The organism is Leifsonia sp. P73 (assembly GCF_051059105.1).
GTDB lineage: Bacteria > Actinomycetota > Actinomycetes > Actinomycetales > Microbacteriaceae > Leifsonia.
The window spans coordinates 3486562-3508301 of record NZ_CP194931.1 but is presented as its reverse complement, the minus strand read 5'-3'; the positions used below and the strand labels follow the sequence as shown (position 1 = coordinate 3508301).

Here is a 21740-nt window from a genome sequence, read left to right as displayed (position 1 = left end):
CGTACGGCGGGGCCTGTTGCTCGCCGGGGCCCGGGAGGACAATGTGATCATGGCAACGACTTCAATGACGACGTACACCGCCAAGCTCATCGACGGCCCCCTGGAAGGCAAGACGATCACGACCTCCTTCCTCGACTCGGGCGACCCGCGACCCCGCCTCGAACTCCGCGCTGCGGCGGGCGGGAAGCACTACCTGTATGTCCGCGGCTCCGCGTCGGAGACGGAGTACGCGTCCGACGACCCGAGCGGCTCGCTCCCGAGCGCCGTGGCGTACCGGTACGTGGAGACGGTCTTCGACTGAGGCGGAGGCGAGCTCGTCACCGTGATCCCGGCGGACCCGCGCGGGCGGCCGCGAAGGCCTCCCACCCGAGATACGGGACGGAGACCTCCACGCTGACGACGACCGCCGCCACGACGCATCCCGTCACGAAGGCGCCGTTCGCCCGCGCCACGACGTCGGCCTCGGCGCACGGCTCGCCGCTCGCCCTGCCCGCAGCGACGTCCGCCGCGGCGAGCGCGGTCGCGTCGGCGGCGACCGCTGCCTTCTGACGCGCGCCCCAGGCTCCCACCACGCCGATCGCCGCGGTCGTGAGGGTGACCGTGACCGCGACGACGGCGAGCGCGAGGACCGTCCCCGCGCCGCGCTCGCGACGCGGCGGAAGCGGGGACTCCACGCACATGACACCGGAGAAGTGCCGACTCACGTTCATCCCTCCTCCTCCGTGTCATCGAGCACGCACGAGCGAGCCGACACCGTGAGCCCGAGAGCGCCGAGGCTGCCTGCCCGGCTCGGTGCCGTGACGGTCACGCACAGCAACCCGTCACCGGATCCGACCCGTCGGGACGCACCCTCCGGCGGTGGGGGCGCTACGTCGCCCCGACCGAGGAGCCGTGCCGCGGCCGCCGCGTGATCGAGCAGCCGCGCCTGCTGAGCACCCGCCTGAATCGCCCCGACGCAGAGCGCCAGGCACACCAGCACGGCGGGAAGGGCCGCGGCGAACTCGGCCGTCACGCTCCCCCGCTCGCCGGCTGAATCCGGCCCGACGCCGCTCGGCCAGCAGCCCCCGCGCATCCGGCGCCCTGCCGCTTCGTCAGCCATCGACCGTCAGCGCCCGCCTGACGAGGTCGGTGAGGATGGATTTGACCTCGTCGCCGCGCAGCAGCATCAGCAGCGTGCCGGCGAATGCCACCGCCGCCATCGTCGTGACGGCGTACTCCGCCGTGCTCGCTCCCCGTTCCTCCCCGCGCAGCCGGTGAATGATCTCCCGCATCTGTGGTCCCTTCTCTTTCGTCCGTCTTCTGTCGTTTCCGCCGGCCTCCGGCGGCACATATCGATCGTCGCGTCCGGCGTCTCCGTGGTGGGCGTCGCCGGCGAATCTGTGGACAACTCAGGTGAGGCCGGCGACGGTGGAGGACAGCATCCCGAGGATGACGGGCGCCACGCCCAGGAGCACGAACGCAGGGAGCACGCACACGCCGAGCGGGAGCAGCAGCCGCACGGCGAGCAGTTCCGCGCGGCGCCGGCCGTCCGCGCGGGCGGTCCGCCGTTGCTGTCGGGCCTCCGCGGACAGGAGTTCGATCGCCGGCGCTCCCGCTCGCTCGGCGATGCGGAGCACCCTGTCGACGGACGCGTCACCGTCCGCGACCGCGTCGAGGCCGATGCGGCGCCCGACCTGCGCGATCGTCACCCGAGCGGACGGCACCGACATGCCTGCGGCGAGCGCGATCGCCATCAGGTCGTGCCGGATCCCCGGGACCGGCCCCTCCCGGGCCGCCGATCTGACCAGTGTGCGCGTCCAGGAGCGGCCCGCGATGAGCAGACCGCACCCGGACCCCGCCGACATCCAGCCGAGCGGACCGGCGATCAGCGTGCCGAGCACGTCGACGCCGATCGCGTAAGCCATGCCGACGCCGACGAGCGGCAGCCAGGACATCAGGCGGGCGGTCGCGCGCGGGCCGGCGAGCGCGGTGGCGATGTCGCGCTCCGCTCCGGCACGATCGCGCAGGGCCTCGGCCGCGCCGCGCAGCACGGGCGCGAGCGAGGCGCCGGCGTGTTCTGCGACGGCCCACGCGGCGGCGACGGCTGCCATACCGGCGTTGCCGCCGCTGGGAGGCTCCTTCTCACCCATCCCGCCGCCCGCAGCCGCCGCGGCGAGCGCCTCGGACGGTGGTGTCCCCGCCGCGACGAGCGCCGCCGCCCGCACCAGAGCTGGATGCGTCGCCTCCGCAGCCACGTACTCCCACGCCGACCGGGGCGAGATACCGGCATCGAGAAGCACCGCGAGCGCTTCCACCGAGCTCGACAGGTGGTCGTCGTCCGGACGGCCTGCTCGATCGCGCGCGGCCCGCCGTCGCTCACTCATGCGGCACCACCGCGAGCCGTCCATCCTGGGTCGTCGTGAACCGGCCGAAGCCGGCGACCTGGCGGCGGTCTCCCGAGCGCTCGAGGTGGACGATCAGTCCGATCGCACTGATCGTCTGACGCGCCGTCGCGATGTCGTCGAGGCCGGCGAGGGCGCCCAGGGCCTCCATCCGGGCGGGGACGTCGTCCAGCGAGTTGGCGTGGAGGGTGCCGGCGCCGCCGTCGTGGCCGGTGTTCAGGGCGGAGAGCAGGTCGGCGACCTCCTCGCCGCGGCACTCGCCGAGGACGAGCCGGTCCGGTCGCATCCGCAGGGCCTCCCGCACCAGTCTGCGCAGTCCGACGCCGCCCGCGCCCTCGAGGTTCGGCTGGCGGGTCTGCAGGCCGACCACGTGCGCGTGCGGGACGCGCAGCTCGGCGACGTCCTCGATGAGCACGATTCGCTCGGTAGGCGGCGCGTGCGCGAGGACGGCGGCCAGCAGCGTCGTCTTGCCCGCGCCGCCGGCGCCGGTCACCAGGATGTTCGTCCGTGCGGACACCGCCGCTCGGAGCACGGCCGCGCCGTCGGCGGTCAGCGAACCAGCCCGGACCAGGTCGTCCATCGTGAGCGCGGCGGGTGCGGGGACGCGGATCGACAGCAGGGTCCCTCCCGTCGAGATGGGCGGGAGCACCGCGTGGACGCGGATCCCGCCGGGGAGCCGCACATCCACGAACGGCGTCGCCTCATCGATGTGCCTGCCGCCGGTGGCGATCAGCCGGGTCGCCAGCCTGCGCGCGGCGTCAGCGTCGGCCGTCCAGCCGTCGACCCGGTGGAGGCCGCGCGGGCCGCCGTCCGACCAGAGGACGCCGTCGCCGGTGACGAAGAGGTCCGTGACGCCCGCGCGCATCAGGTACGGAGCCAGCGGGCCGAAGGTGTCCCAGACGTCCGGGGCGGGAGGTGGTGGTGCGCTGAGCGGAGGTCGGACGGGCGGCGACGCCCACGGCAGGGACGGGGCGAACTGCGACGACTGCGTCACCGTCGCGATCGACGGCGTGATCCACTGGCTTGAATTCCTCATGACCTCGACGCTACGAAGCCCGAAGAACGGTCGGGGCCGGCGAAGAAGATCCGTGGAGAACCCGCGTCATCCACAGGCGGTCGTGGACAAGTCCACGAAAGGCGTCAAGCATGAGCCGTCGGGTTAAAAAAGGGGGCCGCACCTATTGGGGGGAACAGGTGCGGCCACTGCGGCGCATGATTGGGGGGAATCGATTGCGCCGCACGCCAGAATTTGTCATTCGGCCGCTGCCTAGTTTACGCAGAATCAATGCAAACGCAAGTCTGCTCGGAGGCCGTCACCCGCTGGTTGTAGAGTCAGGGATTGTCGCGCCACGACTCGAACACCAGCATCGCGAAGGAGCGAAAAGACTCCCCATGAGCAACACAATCGACAATCTGCTGCACGAAGCCCGGCGGTTCGCGCCCAGCGAGGAGTTCGCGGCCAACGCGGTCGCGACGGCCGAACTCTACGAACGCGCATCGGCGGACAGGCTCGGATTCTGGGCCGACCAGTCGCGCGACCTCCTGCACTGGCACACGCCCTTCACGCGCACCCTCGACTGGACGAACCCTCCCTTCGCGAAGTGGTTCGACGACGGCGAGCTCAACGTGGCCTACAACTGCCTCGACCGCCACGTCCTCGCCGGCAACGGCGACCGCGTCGCCATCCACTGGGAGGGCGAGCCGGGCGACACCCGCTCGATCACGTACGCCGAGCTGACCGCGGAGGTCAAGAAGGCGGCCAACCTGCTCACGAGCCTCGGCATCCGCGCCGGGGACCGCGTCGCGATCTACCTGCCGATGATCCCGGAGGCCGTCATCGCGATGCTGGCCGTCGCCCGCATCGGCGCGGTCCACTCCGTCGTCTTCGGCGGCTTCAGCGCCGAGTCCCTCCGGTCGCGCATCGACGACGCCTCGGCCAAGCTCGTCATCACGGCCGACGGCGGCTGGCGCAAGGGCCGGGTCTTCCCGCTCAAGGACGCCGTCGACGCGGCGCTCGCGAACGGCGAGTCCACGGTCGAGCACGTGCTCGTCGTCAAACGCGGCGAGAACGAGGTCGCCTGGACCGAGGGCCGCGACCTGTGGTGGCAGGACGAGATCGCGCTGGTCGACGCCGACCACGTCGCCAAGGCCTTCCCCGCCGAGAACCCGCTGTTCATCCTGTATACGTCCGGCACGACCGGGAAGCCGAAGGGCATCCTGCACACCTCGGGCGGCTACCTGACGCAGGCCGCGTTCACACACAAGAACGTCTTCGACCTCCACCCGGAGTCCGACGTGTACTGGTGCAGCGCCGACGTCGGCTGGATCACCGGCCACACCTACGTCGTCTACGGTCCGCTCGCCAACGGAGCCACCCAGGTGCTGTTCGAGGGCACCCCGGAGACGCCCCACCCGGGCCGCTGGTGGGAGATCATCGAGAAGTACAAGGTCTCGATCTTCTACACGGCGCCGACCGCCATCCGCTCCTTCATGAAGATCGGGCGCCAGCACCCGCAGAAGTTCGACCTGTCCAGCCTGCGCGTGCTCGGCTCCGTGGGTGAGCCGATCAACCCCGAGGCGTGGATGTGGTACCGCGACGTCATCGGCGGCGGGGACACCCCGATCGTGGACACCTGGTGGCAGACCGAGACCGGCGCGATCATGGTCTCCGCGCTCCCCGGCGTGACCACCCTCAAGCCGGGCAGCGCGCAGGTCCCATTGCCGGGCATCTCGATCGACATCCTGGACGAGGCGGGCGTGCCGGTCGGCAAGGACCAGGGCGGCCTCCTCGTCGTCACCGAGCCGTGGCCGAGCATGCTCCGCGGCATCTGGGGCGACCCGGACCGCTTCGTGGAGACGTACTGGTCGAAGTTCGGCGACAAGTACTTCGCCGGCGACGGAGCCCGCTACGACATGGACGGCGAGATCTGGCTCATGGGGCGCGTGGACGACGTCATGAACGTCTCGGGCCACCGCCTCTCGACGGCCGAGATCGAGTCCGCGCTGGTCGCGCACCCGCTCACGGCGGAGGCCGCGGTGGTCGGAGCGGCGGACGAGACGACCGGCCAGGCCGTCGTCGCGTTCGTCATCATCAAACAGAACCAGCTGGAGACGGCCGAGTCCATCGACGTCGCGGCGGAGCTGCGCAAGCACGTCTCCGAGCAGATCGGCGCGATCGCCCGCCCGCGGGACATCTTCATCGTGACGGAGCTGCCCAAGACCCGCTCCGGCAAGATCATGCGCCGCCTGCTGAAGGACGTCGCGGAGGGCCGGGAGGTCGGCGACACGACCACGCTCGCGGACACGGCAGTAATGAGCTCCATCCAGGCGAAGCTCACGTAGCCGTCGCCGAGCCCCAGACAATGAACCGCCGCGGATCAATGCGATCCGCGGCGGTTCCGTTCGCGGTGGTTCTACTCGAACGCGACGATGATCTCGACCTCGACGGGCGCGTCGAGCGGCAGGACCGCGACGCCGACCGCGGAGCGGGCGTGGACGCCGGCGTCGCCGAAGATCTCGCCGAGCACCTCGGACGCGCCGTTGATCACCCCGGGCTGGCCGGTGAACGACGGGTCGGACGCGACGAAGCCCACGACCTTGACGACCCGCGTCACCCGGTCGAGCGAGCCGATGACGCTCTTGACCGCTGCGAGCGCGTTGAGCGCGCAGATGCGGGCGTACTCCTTGGCGTCGTCGGCCGGTACGAGGCCGTGGCCGTCGCCGACCTTGCCGGTCGCCGGGAGGGCGCCGGAGACCATCGGGAGCTGGCCGGAGGTGTAGACATGGCCGGCGTCGACGACGGCCGGCGTGTAGGCGGCGACGGGCGGCACGACGTCCGGGAGGTCGATCCCGAGCTCGGCCAGGCGCGCTTCGACGGCGCCCATCAGGCGGCGTCCTCGGCCGGCACCGGACGCTTGAGGTAGGCGACCAGACCGCCCTCGGGGCCGGTCACCACCTGCACCAACTCCCACCCCTCCGAACCCCAGTTGTTGAGGATGGCGGCCGTGTTATGGATCATGAGAGGAGTCGTAAGGTATTCCCAGCGCAGCATGGTGCTCTTTTCATTCGGGGGTTTAACAGCTTCATCGCCTACTCTGATCCTATGTCTGCGCAAAAACCACAGGCTAGAGGTGTGCTCGGAGCAGTCGGCGCGTTCGTCGGCATGAGTGCCGTGGCCGGTCTTCTGGTCACCGCTGCCGTCACCCCCGCCATCGCCGTGACGGGCATGGCCGCCAACAACGGTATCGGCGTGTTCGAGGGCCTCCCCGAGTACCTCCAGATCGGCCAGCTCGCCCAGCCGACGACCATTTACGCGAAGGCGTCGGACGGCTCCGACGTTGCTCTCGCGACCTTCTACTCCCAGAACCGTCTCCCGGTCGGCTTCGACCAGATGTCGCAGGCGGTCAAGGACGCCGCCATCGCCGGTGAAGACCCGCGGTTCTACAGCCACGGCGGCGTCGACATCCAGGGCACCATGCGTGGTGTGCTGTCGACGGTCTCCGGCGGCGGCGTGCAGGGCGGCTCCTCCATCACCCAGCAGTACGTCAAGAACGTCCTGCTGCAGAAGTGCGAGGCCATGCCGCTCAAGACCGACGCGGAGAAAAAGGCGTACCAGAACTGCGTCGACGACTCGACGGGCGTCACCCCCGACCGCAAGGTCAAGGAGATGAAGTACGCCATCGGTCTCGAGAAGAAGTACACCAAGGACCAGATCCTCGAGGGCTACCTCAACATCGCCGGCTTCGGCGGATCGGTCTACGGCATCGAGGCCGCGGCACGCTACTACTACAACACCACGGCCGCCGCACTGACCCCCGCGCAGGCCGCGAGCCTGGTCGCGATCGTCAACGAGCCGACGGGGCTCAAGATCGACAACCCGAGCTCCACAACGAACGGCGCGGCCAACGGCTACGTCAAGAACAAGGACCGTCGCGACTACATCCTCGGCAAGATGTACGAGTACAAGAAGCTGACCAAGGCGCAGTACGACGACGCGATCAAGACCCCGATCCAGCCGGTGATCACGCCGTCGGCACGCGGCTGCCAGACCGCGGGAGGCGCGGCCTACTTCTGCGACTACGTGCAGAAGATCATCCTCAACGACCCGTCGTTCGGCCAGGATCTGGACACCCGCACGGCGAACTTCAACCGCGGCGGCTACAAGATCTACACCTCGCTCGACCTCGACCTGCAGAAGGTCGCGGAGGACACGCTCGCGTCGTATGTGCCGCAGGTCTACAAGGTCGACATCGGCGGCGTGCTGGTCGGCGTCCAGCCGGGCACGGGCCGCGTGCTCTACATGGCGCAGAACAAGCAGTACAGCCAGGACCCGGATGTCCTCAACTCCGGCGCGCAGTACACGAGCATCAACTACGCCACCGACTACGCCTACGGCGGCTCGGGCGGATTCCAGGTGGGATCGACGTACAAAGTGTTCACGCTCGCCGAGTGGCTCAAGCAGGGCCACTCGCTCAACGAGACCGTGAACGCGAACATCCGTACGTACACGAAGTTCAAGGACACGTGCGACGGTGACTGGACGGGAACGTACCGGCCGACCAACGACTCCTCCGGTGAGGAGGGCATCCGCACGGTGCAGAACGCGACGACGAACTCCATCAACACCGCGTTCATCGCCATGGCCTCCCAGCTCGACCTGTGCCAGATACGGAACGAAGCACAGGCCTTCGGCGTCCACACCGCGACCAACGCTCCGCTCGCGACCAACCCGGCGTCCGTGCTCGGCACCAACAACATCGCACCGCTGACGATGGCCACGGCGTTCGCCGGCATCGCGAACAACGGGATGACCTGCACGCCGATCGCGATCGACAAGATCGTGAGCGGAGACGGCAAGGAGATCGCACCGCCGGCGAGCAAGTGCGCGCAGGCGATCGACCCCGCCATCGCCAACGCCATGGCCAAGGGACTGATGGGCCCGCTCCAGAACGGCACCGCCGCCGGCATGAACACCACGGGCAAGGACATGCTCGGCAAGACCGGCACCACGGAGAACAACGAGCAGCTCTGGCTGGTCGCGGCGACCACAAAGGTCGCCGGCGCGTACTGGGTCGGCAACGTCAGCGGTCACCAGGACATGCGCAGGATCTACCCGACGCACGGCACGACGCCCGCCATCGCGCGAACGGCTGTGATGCGGTCCATGATGTCCGCAGCAGTGGGCAAGTACGGCGGGGACCCGTTCCCGACGCCGCCGAGCAAGCTCGTGCAGGGCATCCAGGTCGCGGTCCCCGACCTCACCGGCAAGTCGCCCGACGAGGCGAAGGCCATCCTGACCAGCCTGGGCCTCGACAGCGCGGACGGCGGTCCGCAGGACTCCGCCGCTCCCGCCGGGACGGTCGCGTCGACCAACCCGCCCGCGGGCTCGCAGGTCGGCAAGGGGACCGTCATCACGATCTACACGAGCAACCAGTCGCTCGTCGCCATCCCGAACGTCGTCGGCCAGAAGCTCTCGGCGGCGCAGGCTGCCCTGGCTGCGGCCGGCTTCGTCGCGAAGGTCGGCGGCGGCGCCTCCCCCGACGACGTCGTCCAGGCGATGGACCCCGGCGCGGGAACGGCCGCGAAGGCCGGCACCCAGGTCACCCTCACACTGCAGAAGAGCACCCCCACTCCCGGACCGGGAGCGGGCGGCTAGTGCCCGGCGCTTCGCGCTTCCGGCCGGTGGGCACCGCACTCGCGGTGCTCGCCGGCGCGGGCGCGGCCGCCTTCGCCTACGGCTCGCTCGTGGAGCGCCGCGCGTTCACGCTCCGCGAGGTGAGTGTGCCGGTGCTGCCGGCCGGCGCCGAGCCGATCCGGGTCCTGCACTTGTCGGACCTGCACATGGCGCCCTGGCAGACGGACAAGCAGGAGTGGCTGCGCCAGCTCGCGCGGTTCCAGCCGGACCTCATCGTGGACACGGGCGACAACCTGGGCCACGAGGACGGCCTGGAGGGCATCCGCGCCGCGTTCGACGCGTTCCGCGGCACCCCCGGCGTCTTCGTCCACGGCTCGAACGACTACTTCGGCCCGCAGTTCAAGAACCCGTTCAAATACCTCCTCGGCCCGTCGAAGCGGCACTCGTCGACGGCCCCCGCCTCGACGACAAGGCGCTCACCGCGTACTTCGGGAGCCTCGGCTGGCTGAACCTCAACAACGCCGCCGGCGCCCTCGACATCCGCGGGACGCATCTCGAGTTCTTCGGCGTCAACGACCCGCACATCCACGCGGACCGCGTGGAGGCCATCCCCGGCGCCCTGGACGAGCTGCGCGAGGACGACCCGTACTCGGACGACGCGACGTGGCCGGCGGACGAGCCGCGCACGGAGCGGCCCACGGTCACGCTCGGCGTGGTGCACTCCCCGTACCGGCGGGTGCTCGACGCTTTCGTCACCTACGGCGCCTCGATGATCTTCGCCGGCCACACGCACGGCGGCCAGGTGTGCGTGCCCGGGTTCGGCGCGCTCGTCACGAACTGCGACATCCCGCGCTCGCAGGTCAAGGGGCTGAGCATCTGGCGGCACGCGTTCCGGGCGGCCTACCTCAACGTGTCGGCGGGCATCGGGACGTCGATCTATGCGCCGGTGCGGTTCGCCTGCCGGCCGGAGGCGACGCTGGTCACGCTGACGGCGTCGGAGTGAGCCGGGTGGTCATTCGCACCCCCGCGCTCGTGTATCCTAGATGAGGCCTTCGGGCCACCGGGGTGTGGCGCAGCTTGGTAGCGCGCTTCGTTCGGGACGAAGAGGCCGCAGGTTCAAATCCTGTCACCCCGACCCAAAGGCAAGAGCCGGTTCGATGATTCGAACCGGCTCTTTTGCATTCTGCTCCAGCGTGCCGTCACTTCGCCGAGATGCCTCCGAGCATGCCGGAGATGAAGCGCTTCTGCAGGACGAAGTACAGGATCACGATCGGGAGGGCGACGATGATGCCGGCTGCGCTCAGGAGGGAGTAGTCGGTGAGGTGCTCGCCCTTGAAGAACGCCAGCCCGAGCGGGGCCGTCCGGCGATCCTCGCTCGTGATCAGCACCAGGGGCATCAGGAACTCGTTCCAGGTCCACATCGCCACGAGCACGCACATCGTCATGATCGGCGCAAGGGACGGCGGGACGATCACCTGCCACAGCACCCGCAGGTCGCGCGCTCCGTCGATGCGGGCCGCCTCGATGATCTCGCCGGGGAACGAACGGAACTGGTTCCGCATCCAGAAGATCGCGAACGCGAGCGACTGGGCGGTCTGCGGCAGGATGAGGCTCTGATATGTGTCGGTGAGACCCACGCTGCGCAGGTTGAAGTACAGCGGGATGATGAACGCCTCCGCGGGCAGCATCAGCCCCGCGAGCATCACGAAGAAGAGGATGCCCGATCCGACGAAGTCGAGCCGCGCGAACGCGAACCCGGCCAGCACGGCGAGGATCGTGGTGAGCGCCACGACCCCGACCGTCACGATGAGGCTCGACACCATGTAGGAGGCGAAGTGGCCCTCCGACCAGGCGGTCGCGAAGTTGCCGAGGTCGACCGCCGTCGGCACGGCGAACCCGCCGTTGTTCGACGTCGCCGGGGTGACCGCAGAGAACAGCACTCCGATCAGCGGGACGATCGCGAAGAGCCCGAACAGCGACAGGACGACGTAGTCGACGATCTTCTCGCGGGCGGTGAGTCTCATTGCGCGTCCTTCGGCTGGAGTCTGCTGATGAGGGCGGTGACGACCATGATCACGGCGGTCAGGGCGACGGCGACCGCCGCAGCCGACCCCACCTGACCGGTGTTGAAGGCTCGGTTGTAGGCCTCGAACGCGGGCACGGTCGTGGAGGTGCCCGGACCGCCTCCGGTCGTCACGTAGACGAGGTCGAACGTCTTCAGCGCCGACACGACGGTCAGCGTCAGGGCGACCGCGATCTGGCCGCGCAGCGCGGGCAGGGTGATCGCGAAGAACTCGCGCGCTGCGCCGGCACCGTCGAGACGGGCCGCCTCGAACAGCTCCGGCTGGATGTTGCCGACACCGGAGAGGAACAGCACCAGGCAGAGCCCGATGTTGAGCCAGGTGCCGACGAACCCGATAGCGGGGAGGGCGAAGCTGTAGTCGCCGAGCCACACCCGCGCGAGGTCGCCGAGCCCGAGCAGGCGCAGCGTCTGGTTCAGGAGGCCGTCCTGCGAGTAGATCGAGACCCAGATCGTCGCCACCACGACCGAGGCGATCACCTGGGGCAGGAACAGGACGGTCCGGTACACGCTCATCCCGCGCAGAGCGTTGGCCCGTGAGATCAGCGCGGTGAGGAACAGGGCGAAGAGGATCGGGATGGCCGCGTAGAACACCATCAGCACGAGCGCGTGCGCGAAGGCGCCGCGCAACTCCGGGTCGGCGAACACCGACAGGTAGTTGCCGAAGCCTGCCCAGGTCGCCGCCGACAGCCCGTCCCAGTCGTAGAACGAGTACTGGATGGTCTGGACGAAGGGCCAGCCCAGGAAGATCGCGAAGACGACGAAGGCCGGGAGGACGTAGAGGTAGGCCACCCGGCTGCGGCGCCGGCGCCCCGGACGGGCGGAGCGCGGGGCCCCGTCCGTCCGGGCGCCGGTCGCCGCCGACGCGCCCCTGTTGGCGGTCACTGTCATCCGTTGCTCTTCGTGAACTTCGCGTAGTCGTCTTGCAGGGTCTGCCCGAACTGCTCCGGCGTCGTCTTCAGTGCAATGAGGTCCTGGGCGGCGGCGGTGATCGTGTCGTAGAACGTCGGGGTCGCGTAGTCGAGGTACGGGGTGATTCCGTTGCTCTTCGAGATGGTCATGTAGTCGGCCGTGATGTCGCCGGTGACCGTTCCCTTGGCGGGCATGGAGCCGCTGGGGACGACGGTGGGCAGGTTGCCGGTCTTGACCAGCACGTCCGACGCGTTCTTGTCGGTGACGAAGTCGATGTAGGCGGCTGCGGCGTCGGCGTGCTTGGTCTTGGACGTGATCGCCCAGGCCAGGCCCTCGCCTCCCATCGTGACCGGGGTCGAGGAGCCCTCCGGCTTCAGAGCGGTGAACCCGATGTCCTTCGACGCGGCGGCGTCGGCCAGCGTGGCCAGGTACCAGGTGCCGGTGACCAGGAAGGCCGCGCCTCCCTTGCCGAAGGCGGCGACCGCCGCATCGCGCGAGACGCCGTTGGCTCCCGGCGTGATGTAACCGGACTTCTGCCAGCCCTGCACGACACTGGCGGCCTTGACCGCGTCGGAGTCCGTCCAGGCCCCGCTGGAGCCGCTCACCAGGTCGTTGACCTTCGTGCCGGCGAGCGCCGACAGGGCGAGCCCGTACAGGTGGATGCCGGGGCTCTTCTCCACGTCGCCGTAGCTGAGCGGGAGGTCGCCGGCGGCCTTGACCTTGGCCATGTCGTCGGTCAGCTCCTGCAGCGTGGTGGGCGGCGCGCCGATGCCGGCCTTCTGCAGCACGGCCTTGTTGTAGTAGAGGCCGACGAGCTCACCGGTCTGCGAGACGCCGAACAGCTGGTCGCCCTGCCAGGTCTTGCCGTCGGACGAGAACGAGTTGAGCTTGAGCAGGCTCGACGGGTAGTAGTCGTTCCACTTGTAGAGGCCGGCGTAGTCGTTGATCGGCCGCAGAAGGCCGGCCTTCACGAACGCGCCCATGTCGGGATAGCCCTGGTTGGCCTGCACCACGTCCGGCGGGTTGTCGCCGGACAAGGCGAGCTTGAGGGTCGTCTTGAGGTCGGAGAACGAGCGCGAGACGCGCTTGATTGTGACGTTGGGGTACTTCTTCTCGAAGGCGGCGTTCAGCTGCTTCTGTGCGACATCGATGCCGCCGTCGGTGTTCTGGTCCCAGACCGTGAGGGTGATGTTGCCCGAGCCCACGCTCTTGGAGACAGGGCCGAGGCTCTGCGATGCCGCCGGGGCCGAGCCGCCGGGCGCGCAGGCGGTCAATCCGAGGGCGACCGCTGTGAGAGCGCCGGCGAGGATCGCGGCTTTCCTGGTGAATCTCATGGTGTGTTTCCGTTCTGTCGGGGAACCGGGTTCGATGCGGGAGTGGTGCGGAACAGGGAACAGGGTGCGTGGAGCAGGTGTGCCGGTCGGTGCGCGCCGATCACAGCGCGGCGGTCTCCGGCAGGCGATCGAGGAACGACCAATCGCCCTCCGGCCGATGGCGTTCGACGAACGCCAGGAGGTCCGCCGGTCTCGGTGCGCTGGCCGCGCCGCCGAGCCCGGTGACCGAGAGGGAGGCGCTGAGCGCCGCGAAGCGGAGGCGGTCGGGCAGGTCCCAGCCCCGGAGCCCGGCGGCCATGAACGTCGCGACGAAGACGTCGCCCGCCCCGGTCGGGTCGACCACGGCGACCTGCGGCGTCGGCACCTCGACCACCCGCCCCGCCGCGGAGTCGACGGCGACGACGCCGCGCGGGCCGCGCGTCACCACTGCGAGCGGCACGCGCTCCGCGAGCGCCTTCGCCGCGGCGACCGCGTCGTCAGTGCGGGTGTAGCGCATGGCCTCCGCATCGTTGGGGACGAACACGTCCACCTCCCCCAGCCGGTCGAGGACCTCGGCTGACCACTCCCCCGTGTGATCCCAGCCGACGCCGCCGACCACGGTCGTGCCCGCCCTCCGCAGCCCGGCCACCCACTCCGGGAGGTCGTCGGCGACGCCGACATGCACGGCGGCGACGGCGCCGAGGTCATCCGGCACTTCCAGCCGGCCGAGGCGCTCCTGGTAGGTGATGAAGCTGCGGTCGTCGGCGGTGGTGAGCGAGACCGTCACCGGGCTCTGGTGGCCGGGCACGCGCTGGAGCAGACGGGTGTCGAGGTTGGGCTCGCCCTCCAGGGTGGAGCGGATGTGCGTGCCCAGCGGGTCGTCTCCCAGCTGGGAGAGCAGGAGGGTGTGCGCGCCCGCTCTGGCGGCTGCGACCGCACGGTTCGCCGCGCCGCCTGGGGTGATGGTGAACGCGTCCGCGTAGACCTCCGCTCCGACGTCCGGCACGTCCACTCCGGCGAAGACGACGTCGCAGAAGATGTCGCCGGTGAACAGGAGCTCGGCTCCTTCGTGCAGCGGTCGTGCGGTCACGGGGTCTCCTCTTCGTCGCGGATCCGTGCGGGATGGAATGCTCGAGTTTGCGTGACTACGGGTCGGAACCGCTGATATCCAGCAAGCTTGCGCATCCAGTGTTTCGATCACATTACCCGTGTGACGCACTTTTGTTAAGTTTGCACGATTTGTCAATTCCGGCTGAGTGATTTTGCGCGACTTTGCTCAAGTGTGGGTAGAGTGTCCACATGATCCTTCGCGAGAGGCAGAACCGCATCATCACCGCATTGCAGGCCGACGGTTCCGCCTCCGTGCGCGAACTCGCAGCGGCCCTCGCGGTCAGCGAGTCGACGATCCGCAGAGACCTGGAACTCCTCGACCGCAACGGCGAGCTCACCCGCACGTACGGCGGGGCGGTCATCAAACCCGGCGCGACCGTGGAGGACCATGGCCGCACCCTCGACGAGGGCATGTTCGACGACAACCACGACGTCGACCTCAAGTCGCGGATGGCCGACGCCGCCGCGGCGATGGTCACCGACGGGAGCGTCATCATCCTCGACATCGGCACGACGACTCCCCTGGTCGCCCGCCGGCTCCGGGGACGCGACATCACGGTCATCACCTCCAACCTCGCGGTGTTCGACGAGCTGCGCGACGACGAGGCGGTACGGCTCGTGCTGCTCGGCGGCGTCGTGCGCCGCAACTACCGCACGCTCGTGGGCTCGCTCGCCGAGCTCGCCCTCAGCCAGATCAGCGCCGACATCGTGTTCCTCTCCTGCACCGGAGTCCGTGCCAACGGGCACGTCGTCGACAACATGGCCGTGGAGGCGCCGATCAAGCAGTCCATGATCGCCGCATCGGACAAGGTGGTCCTGCTGGCGTCCGAGGCCAAATTCCCGGGGAGCGGCGCCTTGCGGCTCTGCTCCCTCACCGATGTCGACGCGCTGGTCACCACTTCCGGCGCGCCCGACGAAACGCTCGCACTGTGCCGGAACGCCGGCGGAGAGGTCACTGTCGTATGAAGCTCTGCATCCTCGGTGGCGGAGGATTCCGCACCCCCTACGTCTACCAGGCGCTCTTGCGCGACACCGGCACGCCCCGGGTCGAGGAGGTGGCGCTCTACGATGTCGACGAGGACAGGCTGTCGGCGATGGTCGCCATCCTGACGGAGCTGGCCGCCGGGTTCCTCGACGCGCCACGGCTCTCGCCGACCACCGAGTTGCGCCGTGCGGTCGACGGCAGCGACTACGTCTTCGCCGCCCTCCGCGTCGGCGGGTTGGAGGGCCGCCGCTGCGACGAGCACGTCGCGCTCGACCTCAACGTGCTCGGCCAGGAGACCACCGGCCCCGGCGGCCTCGCCTACGCCCTGCGCACCGTGCCGGTCATGGTGGAGGCCGCGAAGGCGATCAAGGAGCTCGCTCCCGACGCCTACGTGATGAACTTCACGAACCCGGCAGGCATCATCACCGAGGCGATGCAGTCGGTGCTCGGGGACCGAGTGCTCGGAATCTGCGACACGCCGTCCGGGCTCGGCCGCCGCGTGGCCGGCCTCCTCGGCCTCGACCACACCCGTGTGGAGATGGACTACGTGGGGCTCAACCACCTCGGCTGGATGCGGCGCGTGCTCTACAACGGCCGCGACGTCCTCCCCGAACTGCTGGGCGACGACGCGCTGCTCGCGGCCATGGAGGAAGGGCACGTCTTCGGAACGGATTGGATCCGCACGCTCGGCGCCGTTCCGAACGAGTACCTGTACTACTACTACTTCAACCGCGACGCCGTGCGCACGATCATCGACTCCGGCAGAACGCGGGGCGACTTCCTCGCCGAATCGCAGCGTGACTTCTACACGCGCGCTGCGACGGCGGGCAACGGGGTCGCCGAGCTCTGGCGCTCCACGGTCGAGCGCAGGAGCGCCTCCTACATGGCGGAGGCGAAGGGCGGAACGCAGGACGCGCCGACGCACGTCAGGGAGCGTGAGGCCGATCCGGCCCACCAGGGCTACGCGGGCGTGGCGCTCGGCGTCATGGCGGCCATCAGCCGCAACGAGCGGCAGACGATGATCCTCAACGTGCGCAACAACGGCACCATCCACGGCCTCCCCGACGACGCCGTGGTCGAGGTGCCGACCCTCGTCGACGCCAACGGGGTGCACCCGTTGACCACGGACCAGCCGAACCTGCACCAGATCGGCCTGATGTCGCAGGTGAAGGACGTCGAACGGCACACCATCGCCGCCGCGCTCACCGGCTCGAAGTCGGAGGCCGTGGCCGCGTTCGCCCTCCACCCGCTCGTGGACAGCGTGACCGTCGCCCGTCAGCTGGTCTCCGGCTACATCGACCGCATCCCCGAGGTCGCGGCGGTTCTCACGCGGTGAGGATCGTCGTCTCCGCCGGGCCGGAGGAGGCAGGGGAGGCTGCTGCGCGACTGGTGCTGCAGCGGCTCTCCGTCTCCTCCGGCCGGGTCCTCGGCGTCGCGACGGGGTCCAGCCCCGGCCCGCTGTACCGGGCGCTGGCCGCCTCCGTGCGCGCGGGCGCCGATCTGTCGGACGTCCGGGGCTTCGCCCTGGACGAGTACATCGGGCTCCCGCGCGAGCATCCGCAGAGCTACCACTCGATCGTCGAGCGCGACGTCGCCATGCCCCTCGGCCTCCGGCCGGAGGCGATCCTCGTCCCGGAAGGCCAGGCGCCCGATCCGACGTCCGCCGCGGCCGCCTATGAGGCCGCGATCGCGGCCGCGGGCGGGATCGACGTGCAGATCCTCGGAATCGGGACGAACGGCCACATCGGCTTCAACGAGCCGGGTTCGCCGCGCGGGTCACGCACCCGGATGGTGCGACTGGAGGAGTCGACGAGGCGGGCGAACAGCCGATTCTTCCGCTCGCTCGACGACGTGCCGACGCTCGCGATCACCCAGGGCGTCTCCACCATCCTCGAGGCCCGCAGCATCGTGCTCATCGCGTCCGGGGAGGCGAAGGCCTCCGCGGTGCGCCGTTCGGTGCAGGGCGCGACGACAGAGGACATGCCCGCCTCGCTGCTCCAGGGGCACCGGGACGTCACGCTCTTCCTCGACCCGGCCGCGGCCTCGCTGCTCGACCGCGTGCCCGCGAAGGCCTGAGTTCAAAAAGCGTCGGGCCGCGCGAACTCCACCGTCGCGTACAGCGACTCCGGGTCGATGTGCGAGCGGATCAACGGCAGCGTGCGCGAGACCGTGGTGTTGATGCGCTCGCGGAGGTCGTCGGAGGAGATCGCGTAGTCCGTGAAGTCGGACTCGCTCGCGTAGATGCCGAGCGGGAGCGTCAGCGACTGGAAGAAGCCGAACAGCGGGCGCATCTGGTGCTCCACCAGGAGGGCGTGGCGGTCGCTGCCGCCCGTCGCGGTGAGGACGATCGGCTTGTCGACCAGCGCGTACTGGCCGATGTGGTCGAAGAAGAGCTTGAAGAGGCCCGTGTAGGTGGCGCGGTAGGCCGGTGAGCCCACCACGATGACGTCGGCGGCCTCCACCGTCGCCAGTGCCTCCTGCACCCGCGTGCTCAGCCCGCTGCGGAACGGGGCGGCGCCCAGCTCGCCGAGCAGGGGCGCCAGCTCGATGGTCGTGGAGGTGCCGCCCGTCGCCTCGGCGAACGAGCGTGCGACCTCGTCCACGAGGACGGTCGTGCGGGAGGGCGCGGTGGGGCTGCCGCTCACGCCGACGACGTGGGGTGTGCGTGCCATGCGGGGTACCGCCTTCGCTGGGTGGGGTTCGGGACCGTGCCGGTCGGGAATGGGCCCAACGCTACCCCCGGCCCTCCCGGAGCGCCCTTGCGGCTGTCACGGTCCGTCATGCAGGCTGACCCGCACGCCGTCACGCAGCCGGGTACAGCCCCGCCACGATCTCCAGGGAGTGAATGCGGCCCTCCACCGTCGCGGCGCCGGAGGAGACCATCAGCTCGTCCACGCCGGTCGAGGCGATCAGCGCGTCGAGGCGCGCCTTCACGTGGTCCGGAGTCCCGATCGCCTGGCGGGCGTTGCGGGCGGCGATGAACTCCTCCTCGGCCGGGCTGAACTCGTAGGCGAGCGCCTCCTCGACGCTCACCGGCTGCGGCTTGAGGCCGCGGCGCATCCGCAGGAACGAGAGCTGTCCGGGCAGGGACAGCGCGCGCACCTGCTCCGGGTCGTCGTCCGACACGACGTTCACGGCGATCATCGCGTGCGGCTCGGCGAGCTGCTCCCCCGGCTCGAAGCGCGACCGGTAGAGGTCCAGGGCGGCCTCCGTGTTCTCCCCCGCGAAGTGGTGGGCGAACGCGAACGGGAGGCCGAGGGCCGCGGCGACCTGGGCGCTGTAACCGCTCGACCCCAGCAGCCAGACCTGGGGGGCGTCACCGAGGCCCGGCACGGCCGTGATGCCGTGCAGCGGGTTCGCGTCGCTCATGCCGCCGTAGAAGAAGCCGAACAGGTCGAGGAGCTGCTGCGGGAAGTCGTCCACCCCGAGGCCCTCCGCGCTGCGGCGCAGCGCCATCGCGGTCGCTCCGTCCGTGCCGGGCGCGCGGCCGATGCCGAGGTCGATGCGGTCGCCGTACAGGGCGCGGAGGGTGCCGAACTGCTCCGCGACGACCAGCGGCGCGTGGTTGGGGAGCATCACGCCGCCCGAGCCGACCCGGATGCGCTCGGTCGCCGCCGCGACGCCCGCGATGAGGACGGCCGGTGCACTGGAGGCGATCGCCGGCATCCCGTGGTGCTCCGCCACCCAGAAACGCCGGTAGCCGAGACGCTCCGCCTGCTGTGCAAGACGGACCGTCCCGGCTACCGCGTCGGCGTTGCTGCCGCCGGCGGGTCTGCTGGCGAGGTCGAGGACGTTGAGGGGGATGCTGGTGGAGGTCACAGGGAGGGCAACCGCTGCCGCCCTCCCGCCATTCCGTCAGGTCAGGACGACCGCACCTTCCTCAGCCACGCCGCGATCGCGACGCTCAGCAGGCCGACGAGCAGGAGGCCGCCGCCGACCCAGATCGACCACTCGGCGATCACCGAGCCGGTGTCGGCGAGGCCGGAGCTGCCCGAGGCGCTGACGGTCGACGAGGTCACGTCGGCCGGGATCACCGTGATCGAGACGGAGCAGACGTGACCGCTGGTCGCGCCGACACCGGTGATCGTGTACACGCCGTCCGCCGTGCTCGGCAGCGTCACGTGCAGCACGTCGCTGCCGTCCGCGTTCGCGTGCTTGCTGAAGGTGACAGAGCTCGCCAGGTGGATGTTGGCACCGTCGAATCCGCTGCCGGTCCAGGTGACGAGCTCACTGGGCGCCCAGGTCCCCGGGATGCAGGTGACCGTTGCCGTGTCCCCCGCCTGCACAGTGCTCACGTCGACGCTGCAGGGCGCGCCGCTGGTGTACGAGTCCGCGTTCGCCGCCGCGGGCGCCGCCAGCAGAAGCGCTCCGGTGACCACGATCGCCGCCAAGATCTTTTTCACCATCGAACTCACCGCTCCTCGCTCGACGCAGGTGATATTACTGAATGATTCTCATTTTACACCCGCCCCGCACGGGACGGCGAGGGTCCCCACCGGTCGCGATGACCCCATAATGGGGGTGGTTCCGTCCCCGTTCAACGCCGGCGTGACGTCGACCGTCACCCCGGTGCGGGTCTGCTTGGACCCGAGGAAGTCCACGGTGACGGTCTTCGAGGCGCCGGGAGCGAGTTCGACCTCCACGATCGCGACCGGGCGCCCACCATCGGCGCCGGTGACGGCCGGCAGCTTCGTGCCGCCGTCGGCGACCCCGGCGAGCAGACCGCCCTCCGGACCGTAGAACGCGATCCGGGTGAGGATCGAGCCGGGCGGGACGTCGAACAGCCCGCCTCCGGTGACATAGGACGACAGCGTCGATCCGGCGTTCGCGGGCGCATTGTTGGTCAAGGTGACCGCCACGCGGGACGAGACCCGGCCGTCCGCGCGGCAGACCGCCGCCCCCGCCGCGACGGAGTTCCCCAGGTAGTAGTCCATCTTCCCGCCGGTGGCGTCGTTGAAGTAGACGCCGAGAGCCGTGTTTCCGGAGGTGGACACGGGGAGGCCGCCGGCCAGTGTCGTGCCGCCCAGGATCGTCTGCTCGCCCGGGTGGGAACTCCAGATCCGGACGCGATCCGACTGTCCGGACGCCGCGAGCACGCCGACCAGATCAGAGGCGCTCGCTCCGCCGTCGAGGACCCGGGTGAAGACCCCGGCGGCCGCGCTCGCGAAGAAGGCGTCCTGATCGGCGGGATTCGAGTAACGCCGGTAGACATCGCTGAGCAGGACCTGCACGGCGTTGTCCGCGGTGAGCGTGTCCCCGGTCGGGAGCACCACAGGGCCGGTGGTGCGCAGCAGATTGCTGAGGACCACCGGATCGACGGCGATGACGCCGTCGACGACGCCGCCGTGATCGTGTACCCACATGGCCGCCGCCGTGCGCGCCGCGAGCGGGAAGTCGGGCGTCACATTCGCGTCCTGGAGGTACCGCCCGACCACCGTGCCGTACAGGGCGGTGGTGGCGGCCGGCACCGGGAACACCGGCTCCTGCCACGGCCCGAAGGAGGCCGACTGGGCACCGAGGCCGATCGCCCCGTGATCGGCGGTGATCAGCGTGACGGACCCGATGAGACCGCCGGTTGCGCGCAGCTCAGCCGGATTCTGGGCGACCACCAGGTACGAACGCGGTCCGGAGGCCCCGAGCATCCCCGGCAGCAGCCGCGCCGTGTTCGTGACGGCCTCGACCTGCGGAGCCGCATGGTCGAGCATCCCGCGCATCCGGATGACGGCGCGATCGATGGGATCGATCAGACCGTGCGTGTCGATGGCCGCGACCTCGCGCTGCGCGGCGGTGAAGCCGCCCGCCGCCTTCGTCACCGCCGGCTCCGCGGCAATCAGCGGGGCCAGGTCGACCTGCCCGTGCGACAGCCGCAGCGCGCGCGGGTCGATGGAGCCGGTGACGGAGACGAGGGGCTGGACGACCTGCGTCGCGAGCATCTCGGTGGCTCCCGCCAAGGTCCGGAAGGCGGCGAGGTCCCCGCCCAGCCACGGGGTGAGCTCGCCCGCGCGCCACACGGGGTCGCTCGTCAGATCGGCTGCCGCACGCGCGTGCTTCGACAGGTCGGCGGCGGCGGCCCTGGCCTCTGCCGGCTTCCCCGACTCGACCGCCGAGCGCGCAGCGTCGACGTCGCCGAGCGCAGCTTTCAGCTCCTGGCGGGCGAGGTACGCCCGAAACCCGATCCAGCCGGCAGCGAGCAGCAGCAGGAGGACGACGACGATGATGGCGACGACGACCGGACGGCGCCTCCGCGGAGCGTCGGCCGTTCCGGCGGGCGCGGAACCGCCTTCCTGCGAGAGACCGGTCGCCATGAAGACAAAGGTAACAAATC

21 protein-coding genes, 1 tRNA gene and 1 pseudogene are annotated in these 21740 nt (G+C 70.0%); 8 read left to right on the top strand and 15 right to left on the bottom strand.

The window, feature by feature from the left end:
• Positions 1-49 precede the first annotated feature (49 nt).
• Positions 50-301 (top strand): hypothetical protein, encoded by a 252-nt coding sequence (locus tag ACQ86L_RS18145; RefSeq protein WP_345836846.1) that lies wholly within the window; start codon positions 50-52, stop codon positions 299-301.
• A 16-nt stretch (positions 302-317) separates the two neighbouring features.
• Here ACQ86L_RS18145 and ACQ86L_RS18140 read toward each other — a convergent pair whose 3' ends face one another.
• From ACQ86L_RS18140 to ACQ86L_RS18120, 5 genes are all read right to left on the bottom strand, one after another.
• Entirely contained in the window at positions 318-710 is a 393-nt protein-coding gene (locus ACQ86L_RS18140; protein WP_434316641.1) for an Rv3654c family TadE-like protein, read from the bottom strand.
• Positions 707-1099: a hypothetical protein gene (locus ACQ86L_RS18135; protein ID WP_434316640.1), complete on the bottom strand. Its 393-nt coding sequence runs from the start codon at positions 1097-1099 to the stop codon at positions 707-709. The genes ACQ86L_RS18140 and ACQ86L_RS18135 overlap by 4 nt, the downstream gene beginning before the upstream one ends.
• Entirely contained in the window at positions 1092-1271 is a 180-nt protein-coding gene (locus ACQ86L_RS18130; protein ID WP_434316639.1) for a DUF4244 domain-containing protein, read from the bottom strand. Before ACQ86L_RS18130 ends, ACQ86L_RS18135 begins: the two co-directional genes overlap by 8 nt.
• Before the next feature lie 117 nt (positions 1272-1388).
• Positions 1389-2363 carry a type II secretion system F family protein gene (locus tag ACQ86L_RS18125; RefSeq protein WP_434316638.1) on the bottom strand — a complete coding sequence of 325 codons (975 nt, stop codon included), beginning with the start codon at positions 2361-2363 and terminating at the stop codon, positions 1389-1391.
• Positions 2356-3417, bottom strand: coding sequence for a TadA family conjugal transfer-associated ATPase (locus tag ACQ86L_RS18120; protein ID WP_434316637.1), 1062 nt, complete (start codon positions 3415-3417; stop codon positions 2356-2358). The genes ACQ86L_RS18125 and ACQ86L_RS18120 overlap by 8 nt, the downstream gene beginning before the upstream one ends.
• A 356-nt stretch (positions 3418-3773) precedes the next feature.
• Between ACQ86L_RS18120 and acs the strand changes: the two genes are divergently transcribed.
• The gene (gene acs, locus ACQ86L_RS18115) at positions 3774-5723 is read left to right on the top strand and encodes an acetate--CoA ligase (protein ID WP_434316636.1); all 1950 of its coding nucleotides are present in this window, start codon (positions 3774-3776) and stop codon (positions 5721-5723) included.
• A 71-nt stretch (positions 5724-5794) separates the two neighbouring features.
• Here the strand turns inward: acs and ACQ86L_RS18110 are convergent, their stop codons facing one another.
• Positions 5795-6265 carry a RidA family protein gene (locus ACQ86L_RS18110; RefSeq protein ID WP_382457351.1) on the bottom strand — a complete coding sequence of 157 codons (471 nt, stop codon included), beginning with the start codon at positions 6263-6265 and terminating at the stop codon, positions 5795-5797.
• Positions 6265-6432, bottom strand: coding sequence for a DUF4177 domain-containing protein (locus tag ACQ86L_RS18105; RefSeq protein ID WP_219732693.1), 168 nt, complete (start codon positions 6430-6432; stop codon positions 6265-6267). Before ACQ86L_RS18105 ends, ACQ86L_RS18110 begins: the two co-directional genes overlap by 1 nt.
• 81 nt (positions 6433-6513) lie before the next feature.
• On the opposite strand from ACQ86L_RS18105, the gene ACQ86L_RS18100 reads away from it, so the two are divergent.
• From ACQ86L_RS18100 to ACQ86L_RS18090, 3 genes and pseudogenes are all read left to right on the top strand, one after another.
• Positions 6514-9036: a transglycosylase domain-containing protein gene (locus tag ACQ86L_RS18100; protein ID WP_434316635.1), complete on the top strand. Its 2523-nt coding sequence runs from the start codon at positions 6514-6516 to the stop codon at positions 9034-9036.
• Positions 9036-10018, top strand: a pseudogene (locus ACQ86L_RS18095) (metallophosphoesterase). The gene ACQ86L_RS18100 and the pseudogene ACQ86L_RS18095 overlap by 1 nt, the downstream one beginning before the upstream one ends.
• A gap of 58 nt (positions 10019-10076) precedes the next feature.
• A tRNA-Pro gene (locus ACQ86L_RS18090) sits at positions 10077-10150 on the top strand.
• Between the two features lie 64 nt (positions 10151-10214).
• Here the strand turns inward: ACQ86L_RS18090 and ACQ86L_RS18085 are convergent.
• The 4 genes from ACQ86L_RS18085 to ACQ86L_RS18070 all read right to left on the bottom strand — a co-directional run bounded on the left by ACQ86L_RS18085 (position 10215) and on the right by ACQ86L_RS18070 (position 14410).
• The gene (locus tag ACQ86L_RS18085; RefSeq protein WP_434316634.1) at positions 10215-11039 is read right to left on the bottom strand and encodes a carbohydrate ABC transporter permease; all 825 of its coding nucleotides are present in this window, start codon (positions 11037-11039) and stop codon (positions 10215-10217) included.
• A complete protein-coding gene (locus ACQ86L_RS18080; RefSeq protein ID WP_434316633.1) occupies positions 11036-11986 on the bottom strand; it encodes a carbohydrate ABC transporter permease in 951 nt (316 codons plus the stop codon). The genes ACQ86L_RS18085 and ACQ86L_RS18080 overlap by 4 nt, the downstream gene beginning before the upstream one ends.
• Complete coding sequence (locus ACQ86L_RS18075; protein WP_434316632.1) at positions 11983-13341, bottom strand: extracellular solute-binding protein; 1359 nt, start codon at positions 13339-13341, stop codon at positions 11983-11985. The genes ACQ86L_RS18080 and ACQ86L_RS18075 overlap by 4 nt, the downstream gene beginning before the upstream one ends.
• A 100-nt stretch (positions 13342-13441) precedes the next feature.
• Positions 13442-14410: a carbohydrate kinase family protein gene (locus ACQ86L_RS18070; RefSeq protein WP_434316631.1), complete on the bottom strand. Its 969-nt coding sequence runs from the start codon at positions 14408-14410 to the stop codon at positions 13442-13444.
• 209 nt (positions 14411-14619) lie between these two features.
• Between ACQ86L_RS18070 and ACQ86L_RS18065 the strand changes: the two genes are divergently transcribed.
• From ACQ86L_RS18065 to ACQ86L_RS18055, 3 genes are read left to right on the top strand one after another with little or no spacing between them, the layout of a single operon-like run.
• Positions 14620-15396 carry a DeoR/GlpR family DNA-binding transcription regulator gene (locus ACQ86L_RS18065; protein WP_434316630.1) on the top strand — a complete coding sequence of 259 codons (777 nt, stop codon included), beginning with the start codon at positions 14620-14622 and terminating at the stop codon, positions 15394-15396.
• Positions 15393-16751, top strand: coding sequence for a 6-phospho-beta-glucosidase (locus tag ACQ86L_RS18060; protein WP_434316629.1), 1359 nt, complete (start codon positions 15393-15395; stop codon positions 16749-16751). Before ACQ86L_RS18065 ends, ACQ86L_RS18060 begins: the two co-directional genes overlap by 4 nt.
• Positions 16748-17491, top strand: coding sequence for a glucosamine-6-phosphate deaminase (locus ACQ86L_RS18055; RefSeq protein WP_434316628.1), 744 nt, complete (start codon positions 16748-16750; stop codon positions 17489-17491). The genes ACQ86L_RS18060 and ACQ86L_RS18055 overlap by 4 nt, the downstream gene beginning before the upstream one ends.
• A 2-nt stretch (positions 17492-17493) precedes the next feature.
• Here the strand turns inward: ACQ86L_RS18055 and msuE are convergent, their stop codons facing one another.
• The 4 genes from msuE to ACQ86L_RS18035 form a co-directional block, all read right to left on the bottom strand.
• The gene (gene msuE, locus ACQ86L_RS18050; RefSeq protein ID WP_434316627.1) at positions 17494-18087 is read right to left on the bottom strand and encodes an FMN reductase; all 594 of its coding nucleotides are present in this window, start codon (positions 18085-18087) and stop codon (positions 17494-17496) included.
• Between the two features lie 130 nt (positions 18088-18217).
• A complete protein-coding gene (locus ACQ86L_RS18045) occupies positions 18218-19234 on the bottom strand; it encodes an LLM class flavin-dependent oxidoreductase (RefSeq protein WP_434316626.1) in 1017 nt (338 codons plus the stop codon).
• Positions 19235-19275: 41 nt separating this feature from the next.
• Positions 19276-19821, bottom strand: coding sequence for a hypothetical protein (locus tag ACQ86L_RS18040; RefSeq protein ID WP_434316625.1), 546 nt, complete (start codon positions 19819-19821; stop codon positions 19276-19278).
• Positions 19822-19869: 48 nt separating this feature from the next.
• Complete coding sequence (locus tag ACQ86L_RS18035; protein WP_434316624.1) at positions 19870-21720, bottom strand: DUF4012 domain-containing protein; 1851 nt, start codon at positions 21718-21720, stop codon at positions 19870-19872.
• Positions 21721-21740: the final 20 nt, after the last annotated feature.

Coding starts and splice junctions, on each gene's coding strand:
- ACQ86L_RS18145 (WP_345836846.1), top strand. CDS start 50: ATGGCAACGACTTCAATGACGACGTACACCGCCAAGCTCATCGACGGC.
- ACQ86L_RS18140 (WP_434316641.1), bottom strand. CDS start 710: ATGAACGTGAGTCGGCACTTCTCCGGTGTCATGTGCGTGGAGTCCCCG.
- ACQ86L_RS18135 (WP_434316640.1), bottom strand. CDS start 1,099: ATGGCTGACGAAGCGGCAGGGCGCCGGATGCGCGGGGGCTGCTGGCCG.
- ACQ86L_RS18130 (WP_434316639.1), bottom strand. CDS start 1,271: ATGCGGGAGATCATTCACCGGCTGCGCGGGGAGGAACGGGGAGCGAGC.
- ACQ86L_RS18125 (WP_434316638.1), bottom strand. CDS start 2,363: ATGAGTGAGCGACGGCGGGCCGCGCGCGATCGAGCAGGCCGTCCGGAC.
- ACQ86L_RS18120 (WP_434316637.1), bottom strand. CDS start 3,417: ATGAGGAATTCAAGCCAGTGGATCACGCCGTCGATCGCGACGGTGACG.
- acs (WP_434316636.1), top strand. CDS start 3,774: ATGAGCAACACAATCGACAATCTGCTGCACGAAGCCCGGCGGTTCGCG.
- ACQ86L_RS18110 (WP_382457351.1), bottom strand. CDS start 6,265: ATGGGCGCCGTCGAAGCGCGCCTGGCCGAGCTCGGGATCGACCTCCCG.
- ACQ86L_RS18105 (WP_219732693.1), bottom strand. CDS start 6,432: ATGCTGCGCTGGGAATACCTTACGACTCCTCTCATGATCCATAACACG.
- ACQ86L_RS18085 (WP_434316634.1), bottom strand. CDS start 11,039: ATGAGACTCACCGCCCGCGAGAAGATCGTCGACTACGTCGTCCTGTCG.
- ACQ86L_RS18080 (WP_434316633.1), bottom strand. CDS start 11,986: ATGACAGTGACCGCCAACAGGGGCGCGTCGGCGGCGACCGGCGCCCGG.
- ACQ86L_RS18075 (WP_434316632.1), bottom strand. CDS start 13,341: ATGAGATTCACCAGGAAAGCCGCGATCCTCGCCGGCGCTCTCACAGCG.
- ACQ86L_RS18065 (WP_434316630.1), top strand. CDS start 14,620: ATGATCCTTCGCGAGAGGCAGAACCGCATCATCACCGCATTGCAGGCC.
- ACQ86L_RS18060 (WP_434316629.1), top strand. CDS start 15,393: ATGAAGCTCTGCATCCTCGGTGGCGGAGGATTCCGCACCCCCTACGTC.
- msuE (WP_434316627.1), bottom strand. CDS start 18,087: ATGGCACGCACACCCCACGTCGTCGGCGTGAGCGGCAGCCCCACCGCG.
- ACQ86L_RS18040 (WP_434316625.1), bottom strand. CDS start 19,821: ATGGTGAAAAAGATCTTGGCGGCGATCGTGGTCACCGGAGCGCTTCTG.
- ACQ86L_RS18035 (WP_434316624.1), bottom strand. CDS start 21,720: ATGGCGACCGGTCTCTCGCAGGAAGGCGGTTCCGCGCCCGCCGGAACG.